The organism is Rhizobium skierniewicense Ch11, assembly GCF_023757665.1.
GTDB classification, from domain to species: domain Bacteria; phylum Pseudomonadota; class Alphaproteobacteria; order Rhizobiales; family Rhizobiaceae; genus Agrobacterium; species Agrobacterium skierniewicense.
Genome location: NZ_RXPG01000020.1, coordinates 1 through 5,576, shown reverse-complemented (window position 1 = coordinate 5,576; position 5,576 = coordinate 1). Strand labels below are relative to the sequence as shown.

At 57.5% G+C, this 5,576-nt stretch carries 8 protein-coding genes; 1 reads left to right on the top strand and 7 read right to left on the bottom strand.

Translation table 11 applies throughout. The features are described from left to right. Positions 1-137: 137 nt before the first annotated feature. From EKM04_RS14205 to EKM04_RS14195, 3 genes are all read right to left on the bottom strand, one after another. The gene (locus EKM04_RS14205) at positions 138-335 is read right to left on the bottom strand and encodes a hypothetical protein (RefSeq protein WP_183897986.1); all 198 of its coding nucleotides are present in this window, start codon (positions 333-335) and stop codon (positions 138-140) included. Positions 336-661: 326 nt separating this feature from the next. Then, the gene (locus EKM04_RS14200) at positions 662-1,423 is read right to left on the bottom strand and encodes a hypothetical protein (RefSeq protein WP_183897987.1); all 762 of its coding nucleotides are present in this window, start codon (positions 1,421-1,423) and stop codon (positions 662-664) included. Further along, entirely contained in the window at positions 1,411-2,109 is a 699-nt protein-coding gene (locus tag EKM04_RS14195) for a hypothetical protein (RefSeq protein WP_183897988.1), read from the bottom strand. Before EKM04_RS14195 ends, EKM04_RS14200 begins: the two co-directional genes overlap by 13 nt. 37 nt (positions 2,110-2,146) lie before the next feature. Between EKM04_RS14195 and EKM04_RS23075 the strand changes: the two genes are divergently transcribed. Further along, on the top strand, positions 2,147-3,358 hold the full coding sequence (locus EKM04_RS23075) for a restriction endonuclease (protein ID WP_183897989.1): 1,212 nt from the start codon (positions 2,147-2,149) through the stop codon (positions 3,356-3,358). Between the two features lie 205 nt (positions 3,359-3,563). On the opposite strand, the gene EKM04_RS14185 is transcribed toward EKM04_RS23075, so the two are convergent. The 4 genes from EKM04_RS14185 to EKM04_RS14170 form a co-directional block, all read right to left on the bottom strand. Then, complete coding sequence (locus tag EKM04_RS14185) at positions 3,564-4,094, bottom strand: nucleotidyl transferase AbiEii/AbiGii toxin family protein (protein ID WP_252094076.1); 531 nt, start codon at positions 4,092-4,094, stop codon at positions 3,564-3,566. Between the two features lie 20 nt (positions 4,095-4,114). Next, positions 4,115-4,447: a nucleotidyl transferase AbiEii/AbiGii toxin family protein gene (locus tag EKM04_RS14180; RefSeq protein ID WP_252094075.1), complete on the bottom strand. Its 333-nt coding sequence runs from the start codon at positions 4,445-4,447 to the stop codon at positions 4,115-4,117. Next, complete coding sequence (locus EKM04_RS14175) at positions 4,444-5,271, bottom strand: type IV toxin-antitoxin system AbiEi family antitoxin domain-containing protein (RefSeq protein WP_183897990.1); 828 nt, start codon at positions 5,269-5,271, stop codon at positions 4,444-4,446. Before EKM04_RS14175 ends, EKM04_RS14180 begins: the two co-directional genes overlap by 4 nt. A gap of 16 nt (positions 5,272-5,287) precedes the next feature. Continuing rightward, the coding region (locus EKM04_RS14170) for a hypothetical protein (protein WP_252094074.1) at positions 5,288-5,576 on the bottom strand (289 nt) is incomplete at its 5' end.

Genomic DNA, 5,576 nt, shown 5'->3' with positions numbered 1-5,576 from the left:
CCGCTACCGCCCCGAATACAGCAACCCAAAACCGCTGGAGCGAACTCAAAACTGGATAAAACTTGGGGGCAACGTCACTAGGTTGCCGGTTATCAAGTCGTGGCCAGCATTGTGGGCATAGCGCTTATTGCGAAGCTCTATGATTTTGTCATGCACCGGACGAAGCTCGGGCGGTAACGCGCTGCGAGAAACGCCGCTGCTATGCCACCGTCAATGAGGCGAGAGTAAGTCGTCACGAACGCCAACGTCAGCATGTCGTTTTCGAGCGCCCAATCCATCGTCGCTTCGAACTTGTTGGAGGACAGCCGATGCTGGATGTAGCGAAGGCTCGCCATAGTCGGGAACGCATGGACGAGACGATCAAGATCCTCAGATTGTCATCTGCTGTCTCCAGAACGCCTTGGCCTTCCTCTTTGAGTGCATAAAGCTGCTACTGCCATTCTTCGGGCAGATATTTGATGGCCTCTTCAGGAAAGACGATGTACTCCCGCGGCTCTCTTCTGGTTCTTCCACGTTGTCCTCTTTTCTACATCGCGCGGGTGCTCATCTCGATTCTTTCGCATCCGCGCGGTCGTTGATCCGTTCGCTCGCAGCCGTGTCGATAAACGCGAAGCAAATTGCCGGCGGCCACTGGAGACAGTGGATTGCTGGTCTCGCGGGCTCAATCATTCAATCGGAAACGCTCTGCGTCGAAATTTGCAAGAATTTCGGAAACCTGCGCTTCGGAGAGGCGAGGTAGCGCGAAAAGGCCGCGCACGCGATTGTAGGCATCCGTCAGAAACGTAATTTGGGCGCTGCCGTCCCAATCACGGCTCTGTCGCATCGTCATCACGTCATTGCGGCGTGACTGGATTCGATCCATCTCCCACTCAGCAAACCAGCGAAGGTCGCGGACACTGTAGAGGCCTGCCTCTACCCGTCGCGCACCAAGCGCCCCGTAGCGATCCATCACCTGCATCGATCGACGCAAGACTTGCGACCACTGTCCGAGCATGAGGTGGTCCTTGAGAAGCGCGTAGTTCTTAGTCGGGGCTATGACGCTACCGTGGAGCAACCAAAACTCGCCAGTGTCCTCAAAAAACATGGTAACATTGGACGTCGATGAGGGCTGTCCGTATTCACCGGTGAGCCAATATCTGACGAAGCCCTCTTCCGTCGCACCGAAATCGCCGGATGCTGCCCCGTCGTGGGGCGCTTCAACTCTCATTCCGTTGTGAAGCGTTGCTATGTCCGCGACCGATGGAGGGTGTGTATTCCAGCCAGCTGGGATGATCCTCATGTAGGAGCGCGGGACGTCGGGAAGCTGGATCTTTGTGCGGCCTGGCCGACCGAATGCGTCGTTGTGTGTGAGCGTTTCTTTGGCTGAAGCCCAGATCGACGGATTCTGCGGATTGGCGGGCGCACCAACTATCACCTTGTCCACGGCGATTTGTTCGGCCCTCTCGGAGAGGTTACTTCGAGCGCGCCTTTCAGCTCTCTGACAAGTTTTTTGTTGACGCTTTTTCGCGTGGTGGCGTCAGCACCATCGGCGAGAACATAGGTGATGACTCGCCTTTGACGAATGTCGAACGGGAGGTCTTCGATCTCAGCGCCCGACGCCGTGTTGAGCACCCCGATCACACGCTCCCAACCAGGCTTCTGCATCGCCCAGCCGAGTTCAATCATGACGTTGGGATTCGGGAGCCATTTTCCTGCCGATGATTGCGCGATCGGGGTCAGATCGGCGACGAATACGGCGGCATTGGCGATTTTGGTCAGGATGGTGGAGGCGATGTCCACCATGCCACGCTCGCCCTTTGTGTCGTGGTCGACCTCTGGTCGGTCGGCGTCGTTGACGTCCATTTCGGCGTTGATCTGTTCGATCGCTTCCACTAGCGCGGCGCGAACAAATGTTCTGCATGTCGCCGACGAGAAGTCGCTTTGCCATGACCAAAAGACTTTGGGCGGTTCCTGGGAGCTCACGTTTGTACATCGATTGGCGTTGGCCCGTCGCTGCGGCGCGACTGCTTGGCAAATTTCCGCAAAGATGCGGGTAATCCTATTTCGATGAAGTAACGTGCCACCCGAGCTGCGAAGCGTCCTCTCCTCATTATACGCACCTGATGTCATATACTATGGATGCTATATTGTAGCGATGGAGGAGTGAGTGTCAGCAGCGAATACACAAAATAATCCTATCATGGAGGCGCTTGAGCAGTTCGAGTGGGCGGAAGCCAATCTCGTGAAGTTGGAACGGCTTTGGGATGAGATGGCCGCGATGATCCCAACCGGAGTCGTGTTCGGTGAGAACGTCGAATACGAGGACCGGGGACGCTCATTCGATCTTCTCCTCCAGAGCCTTCCGAAAATTGGAGGTTGGAAGCCGACGGCAACGCTTCTGGATATTGATGGCCTTGCCCAAAGCAGGCTCGACGCGATGGAGATCGATGAGCCGAGCGCACAGGTTTCCGTCGAGCGCTGGATCGAAGAGCCCGGGCGCGAGCTGCGAGAGTACCGCTTTCGGCTCAACAATATGCGAAAGGAGCTCATCCGCGACGCGCTTTTTGGCTTGATCGATCAGATCGATGCTGACATTCGCGCGGTTCGAGCGGCGGTGGGACCGGACGAGGATCCTCAGGAGCGGCTTGATGGAGGACTATGGAGCGTCATGCGTGAGCATATGGATCAGATCGAGGTGTTACTCGGCTCCAGCGTTAGGAAGCCGGCACGCTGGTCTGACATGCTGCGGCACATCCATTTTGGTCATGTCGGCGACCTCCATGATATAGAATCGATGGATTGGCCTAACGTAAAGACCACGCTGCGCAAGGGCTTGTACGGTGTGAACGAGGCCGTTCCGGTGCAAGTTGAGGACCTGTCGATCCTGGTCGCGGCGCGACCGACAGGGCCAATCACGACAGCACTCGCTTGGTGGGAGATCGATGACGAAGCTTTTGAACGTTTGATTTTCACGCTTATCAGCGACACGCCACGTTACGAAAATCCGGAATGGCTTATGCAGACGAGGGCAGCCGATCGGGGCCGTGACCTTTCGGTGACACGGCTAATCCAGGACGAGCTTTCGGGTACGCAACGGCTTCGCGTAATTATCCAGTGTAAGCACTGGACGAGTCGTAGTGTAGGACTTCCCGACGTAGCGGCAACGAAAGAACAGATGGCGCTGTGGACCAACCCGCGGGTCGACGTGCTGGTTGTAGCGACCAGCGGCAGATTCACCGCGGATGCCGTAACGTGGATCGAACAGCATAATGCAAACGGTGCCGCTCCGCGCATTGAAATGTGGCCGGAAAGCCATCTCGAACGTCTCTTGGCGACCAGGCCTGCAATTATCGCCGAGTTTGGGTTGCGTGGGCACTGATATGCCGTGTGCAGGGCTAAAATTGAAGTTCCAGCTCTTTACCTTGATAGGGTCGATTTGCGGGTCCGGGATGTAGATTTTCGCGGGTGTGCAAACCCTTGTCGAGACGTCAGGGATGGCCACCCGAATGGGGAAGGCCTACCAGGGGCTTCAGCACAGCCAGCAGCCCGTCTCGAAGGGGACGCCCACGTTCTTCCGGTCGAGGCTATGGGGCTTTTTGAATGGCCGGTCCGCCAAGCCCAAACCGCTCTTTCATCTCGCCAGTGCGAACCCGGGTATCACCAGCGATCTTGACAACCAGCCCTTCAAATACGCGCTCGAAAGCCTCCTTGGTAGCGTCCTCTGACAACGACTCCACCTGTGCGAGCGGAAGCAATGGCCGCATATCGGTTAGCAGCCGCGGATTCGCCAGCTTTGCGAACATTCGTTCTTCGGCCTGGGCGCGGGAAATCGATTGGCCTGCAAATTGCAGATAGCGGCCGAACAGCTCTGCAACCAGATCAGCGTCAAGACCTTCGAACACATCAAGGGCATGGGAGAGATCGTAGAGATCACGACCCTTGTCGCGCTGCAGGAGAGCCCGAAGCTTCGTGGCCAGCATTTCCTCCCGGGAGAAGGTCGGAATCGCGGCCTCGCCGGCAAACCAGGGATTTTCTATCCGAAGCGGTAGAGCTTGAGGCGGATCGTAGGTTTCGATTTCGCGCGTGTTGATTTCGACCTTGAGACGAATAGGCACGCCGCTTCCGTCTTCCGCCTCTACACGAAAGCGAAATTAGGGGCGACCGGGCTCTGGTCGAATTGCGCCCGGCCAAGCCAAGGTTCGAGAATTTCCCGCAGCCGATCCAAGATTGGGCCGATCGGGCCTGCGGTCGTTCGGACGAGATCTATATCTTCCGAGTAACGAAGCGGCTCGGGGAAATGCAACTTGTTCAGCGCCGTACCGCCGCGAAAGCGCAGTTCGGCGGAAAGGAGATCGTCATTGAAGATGTCGATGAGAGCGCGGCTGATGATGAGATCCTGCTCGACCTGACGCTGGTCCGCCCATGGCACAACGCTGCCCCAGGCAACAATATTCTGAGCGGGGATCATTCATCGACCTCCGGCGCGCGGCGCACGATCACGTGCCAGCGGTCGTCGCGCTCCTGCGGCGTGGGTGTGAAATCAGGATCGCGCGTCTCATGTCGGTCCAGCTCCGTCCACGGTGTCGCACCGCGCGCCATCAGCGCCGAATGCATCGGATCGGACAGAGTCTTGTGTCCCAGCCGCTCCAGCAGATAACCGAGACGTTGAACGACAGGCCGCTCAGTCGCATCGGACAATGCGGCCAACTGGGAAGGATCGATTTTTTCGACTAGATTCATAAGGACCGTCGCGACGTTATCGATCCCCCCCGCCGCCTGTGGATAGCGCAGGAGGTCGAGCGCCGTAAGCGCGGGGGATGATATCTTCATTCTGCCTGTATCCGTTTTGCGGTCCTCAATGCCCACCTCCACAGCTGCAATGTCCTTGCGGTAATAGAAGACGATCAGATTACGGCCCGCCTTGATCTTCGGCATGCGTTTGGGCGTGACGATCTGGAATTCCATCACGGCCTGGTGCGTGGCGCCGTGAAGCTCCGCCGCCTTCAACAAGCCGACATAGTAGGGCTGCAGCTCGTGGCGCATCAGGGCGTCGATGTACCATGATGGCGGAGGCGCGCCCCAGGAGGCAAACTGTGGGGGCACCGCAACATAGAGCCCCTGCCGGGGCCTGATCAGAGCCTTGCGGCGTTGAAGGCGCTCGGCGGCATCGAGGAAGGCGCCGCGTTCGACGCCCAGCGCCTGTTCGGCCTGCTGGCGCGTAAAGACTACTTGGCCCGCAGAGAGCAGGCGTGCAATATGAGTTGACAGCGCGGACCGTTGATCGTGAACCATGCGTAACTATCCGCTCTTAGCGCGGATTTTTCAACATGAATCGTACATTCTCAACAAATCGTTTTCGCTTTTCCGCGCCAAGTGCGGCTTTTCGAACATGATTAATCACCGCATTCTGCCCTGCCGGCGGCGGCGATAGGTGTTTGGATTCACGATGCTCGTCATGCCGCGCCACCGCCGTGAACAAGAACGATCCGCCAGTGAGGCCTATCTCGCTGGTCTGAAATTGTTTGATCCCGGCATTTGATGGTGCGATATTTTCCAGTGAATGGAAGGATGCACTATGGGCCAGGTTCACCACGCAA

Excerpts from the sequence above, each read along its gene's own strand:
- EKM04_RS14180 (WP_252094075.1), bottom strand. The coding sequence starts at position 4,447 with ATGATCCCCGCTCAGAATATTGTTGCCTGGGGCAGCGTTGTGCCATGG.
- EKM04_RS14175 (WP_183897990.1), bottom strand. The coding sequence starts at position 5,271 with ATGGTTCACGATCAACGGTCCGCGCTGTCAACTCATATTGCACGCCTG.
- EKM04_RS14205 (WP_183897986.1), bottom strand. The coding sequence starts at position 335 with ATGGCGAGCCTTCGCTACATCCAGCATCGGCTGTCCTCCAACAAGTTC.
- EKM04_RS14195 (WP_183897988.1), bottom strand. The coding sequence starts at position 2,109 with ATGACATCAGGTGCGTATAATGAGGAGAGGACGCTTCGCAGCTCGGGT.